This window comes from Luteibacter sp. P4_E6 (assembly GCF_056401535.1).
In genome coordinates, this window is record NZ_JBFUJE010000405.1 from 1 (window position 1) to 3,586 (window position 3,586).

Consider the following 3,586-nt stretch of genomic DNA (forward strand, 5'->3'; position numbering starts at 1 on the left):
TTTCCGGCGCGGCGCGCGTTTTCCTCGCCGCTTCGGTTACTGGTTCGTCGCCGTGATTCGCGTTATCCCTGTATGTCGGCTAATGCCTCCGGTTGGCCCGGCGTCAAACCAGCACGCGTTCCGCCCACAGCGACAGCGTCCCAAGCCCCGCGCCAATCGCCGTCGCGGCGAGCACATCGCTCGGGTAATGCAGGCCGAGCACCACGCGGGACGCGCCGACGAGCGCCGCAAAACCGATCAGGAACGGCGCCAGGATGGGGTAGTGCGCCACCGCGACGACGGTGAATGCGACGGCCTGCAACGTGTGGCCGGACGGGAAACTGAACTCGTCCAGTGGCGGCACGTGCGCGATCACGCCGGGACAGGTGCGGAAAGGGCGCGGGCGGCGCGTCCAGCGCTTTAGTACGCGATAGAGCATCAGTGCGGTCAGACCGGTCACGGCCATCTGTGCCGCCACGGCGACGCCGTGCCAGCCGCCGACCAGTGCGATGACCGTCATCAGCGCATACCAGAACACGCCATCACCCAGCCGGCTGATGGCGCCGAAGAAGATGCCGATGGCCCGGCGCGCGCCCCAGCGATTGGCGGCGACGCACATGCGCCGGTCGAGGCTCGCCCTACGCGGCGACGGCGGTGCTGCGTTCATGGACATTCTCCTCGAAAAGGGACCGCATGATGGCTTCGAAGTCGTTCACGACGGACTCGGGCGAAAGGCCGGCGACGGAGGCGCGGGCTGCATGGCCCATGGCTGTGCGCACCGTGGTATCCGCACCGAGGGTGGCGGCGCGTTCGATCAGGCCACCTTCGTTGCCTGGCGCGACACGAATACCGTTCTGCCCGTTGCGGATGAACTCACGCGCGGCGGCTTCGGCGTAGGCGACGACCGGTATGCCCGATGCCATCGCCTCGAGTACCACGTTGCCGAAGGTTTCCGTGAGGCTGGGGAAGACGAACAGGTCAGCGCTGGCGTAGAACGCCGCCAGCTCCTCACCACGACGCGTACCGGCGAAGATCACGTCCGGATTGGCCGCCTCGAGTGCGGCACGCCCCGGACCGTCGCCGACGATGACGCAGCGGGCCTGTGGCACCCGCCGAACCAGGGCACGGTAGGCCTCGATGACGACGTGCAGGTTCTTTTCGGGCGCGACGCGGCCCACGCTGAGCACCACCGGTGTATCGGCACCGGCGCCCCAGCTTTCGCGCAGCGCGTCGTTGCGATGCTCCGGATGGAAGCGTGCGGTATCGACGCCGCGGCGCAGGACGCGTACGTCATGCACGCCGAGATCGTTGAGCTCGCCCGCCAACTGGCCGGTGGGCACCAGGGTCGTCTGCGCGCGGCGATGGAAGCGGGCGAGATAGCGGCGCACGAAAGGCGTGAGTGCGCCGAAACCGTAATGGCCCACGTAGAAGTCGAAGCGTGTGTGGAAACCGGTAGCGACCGGAATGCCGAGTCGGCGAGCAGCGCTGACAGCAGTCCAGCCGAGGGGGCCTTCCGTCGCCACATAGATCGCGTCCGGGCGCTCTGCGCGCCAGCGGCGTTCGATACGGAAGCGGGCAGGGAGGCCAAAGCGAAGGCCGGAGTATCGCGGCATCGCGGCGCCTTCGACGGCGAGGACATCCATGCCCGCGTCGGCCAGCGGTGGCGTATCCGGGTGGATCGGCCTGATGAGGTCGACCGTGTGCCCTCGCCGGACAAGTCCGCGGGCGAGCGTCTGGACGGTAAGGGCTACCCCGTTCACGTCCGGTGCGTAGGTCTCGGTGACGATGCCCACTCGCATGGCGGTGCCCCTTCTGGCCTGGCTTGACGCATGCTCGCGCAATGGCGTGTCCGCGCGGTTATCAGGGCATGACCGGCATATGACAGCGGGGCTGGGTTAAAATCGCGGTCTTGCCTGCCTGACGACCCCTACAATGACCGTCCGTACCCGCTTTGCTCCCAGTCCTACCGGCTACCTCCATATCGGCGGTGCCCGCACCGCGCTGTATTGCTGGCTGGAGTCCCGCCGTCGGGGCGGTGAATTCGTGCTGAGAATTGAGGACACGGATCGCGAACGGTCCACCCAGGAGGCCGTGCAGGCCATTCTCGACGGCATGTCCTGGCTCGGACTGGTGCATGACGAAGGCCCGTACTACCAGACGTTGCGCATGGAGCGCTACCGCGAGGTCGCCGACCAGCTGCTGCGCGAGGGCAAGGCGTACTACGCCTACGAGACGAAGGAAGAGATCGAGGCGATGCGCAACGCGGCCATGGCGGCGGGTGTGAAGCCGCGTTACAACGGCTACTACCGCGATCGCAACGAGCCGCAGCGCGATGACCCGAACCGGGTCATCCGTTTCAAGAATCCCGCCACCGGCAGTGTTGTCTTCGACGACAAGGTGAAGGGGCGCATCGAGTGGTCCAACGAAGAACTGGACGATCTGGTGATCTTCCGCTCGGACGGTTTTCCCACGTACAACTTCGCGGTTGTCGTGGACGACATCGACATGGGTATCACCGAAGTGATTCGTGGCGACGACCATGTCAACAACACGCCGCGCCAGATCAACATCTACAAGGCCCTGGGCGCGGCGGTACCTGAATTCGCGCACCTGCCGATGATCCTTGGCCCGGACGGCCAGAAGCTGTCCAAGCGTCACGGCGCGGTAAGCGTCATGCAGTACCGCGACGATGGTTTCCTGCCACACGCGCTGCTCAACTATCTCGTGCGTCTGGGCTGGTCGCATGGCGACAAGGAGATCTTCTCGGTCGACGAAATGAAGACCCTGTTCGACGTTGCCGATGTGAACAAGGCGGCGTCGCGTTTCGACGTTACCAAGCTGTCCTGGCTCAACCAGCATTACCTGAAGACGGACGATCCGGCGCTGCTCGGCGCCGAGCTGGCCTGGCACCTGGACAGGATCGGTATCGACGCCTCGAAGGGTCCGAATCCGGCGGATGTCGTCGTCGCCTTGCGCGACCGCGTGCAGACGTTCAAGGAAATGGCTGAGCGCGCGAAGATCTGGTACGGCCCGATTGTCGAGTGGGATGACAAGGCTATCGAAAAGCACCTGCGCAACGAGACGGCCCCGGCCGCACTCGAGGTCGCAAAGGCTGAAATGGCCGCACTACCCGACTGGACGCCTGAAGCCATTCATGGCGCAGTCGAGCGCGTGGCGGCTGCGCTGGAGCTCGGCATGGGCAAGGTTGCCGCGCCACTGCGCGTGGCGATGACCGGAACCCAGGTGTCGCCGTCCATTGAGCACACGATTTTCCTGGCGGGCCGCGAGGGTGCCATCTCGCGCATCGACGAGGCGCTCGCCCGCTCGCGTGGATGAGCTTCTCGCCCGGGCGATGCAAGGGGTCGATCCCGACGACCCCGGTGCCGCCCTGCGCATCTTCAGCAACCTGATGGGCCTGGTGCCCTGGTGGAACCTGATCGCCTGGCAGGTCTTTTTCGTCGTCGTCGGCGCGCTGCTGGGCTGGTGGCGCGGCCGGACCACGGCAGGAATCGTCGGGGCGCTGGTACTGGGTCCCTTCGGCTGGGTCGTTCCCTTCCTGCCAACGCGGGCTCCGCCCCCGCCACCGGCCGGTGCAGGCCCCCAGCCG

Annotated in this window: 4 protein-coding genes; 2 read left to right on the top strand and 2 right to left on the bottom strand. The window is 66.3% G+C overall.

Annotated features, from left to right (window positions below; all coding sequences use genetic code 11):
* Positions 1–103: 103 nt before the first annotated feature.
* Positions 104–646: a phosphatase PAP2 family protein gene (locus AC1DT2_RS18090; RefSeq protein ID WP_477297861.1), complete on the bottom strand. Its 543-nt coding sequence runs from the start codon at positions 644–646 to the stop codon at positions 104–106.
* Positions 618–1,778, bottom strand: coding sequence for a glycosyltransferase family 4 protein (locus tag AC1DT2_RS18095; protein ID WP_477297863.1), 1,161 nt, complete (start codon positions 1,776–1,778; stop codon positions 618–620). The genes AC1DT2_RS18090 and AC1DT2_RS18095 overlap by 29 nt, the downstream gene beginning before the upstream one ends.
* Positions 1,779–1,911: 133 nt before the next feature.
* Here AC1DT2_RS18095 and gltX point away from each other — a divergent pair, with 133 nt between their 5' ends.
* Together gltX and AC1DT2_RS18105 are read left to right on the top strand one after the other, a co-directional pair.
* A complete protein-coding gene (gltX, locus tag AC1DT2_RS18100; RefSeq protein WP_477297864.1) occupies positions 1,912–3,315 on the top strand; it encodes a glutamate--tRNA ligase in 1,404 nt (467 codons plus the stop codon).
* Positions 3,308–3,586 (top strand): hypothetical protein (locus AC1DT2_RS18105; protein ID WP_477297866.1); only part of this gene is annotated, 279 nt, incomplete at its 3' end. The genes gltX and AC1DT2_RS18105, both read left to right, overlap by 8 nt.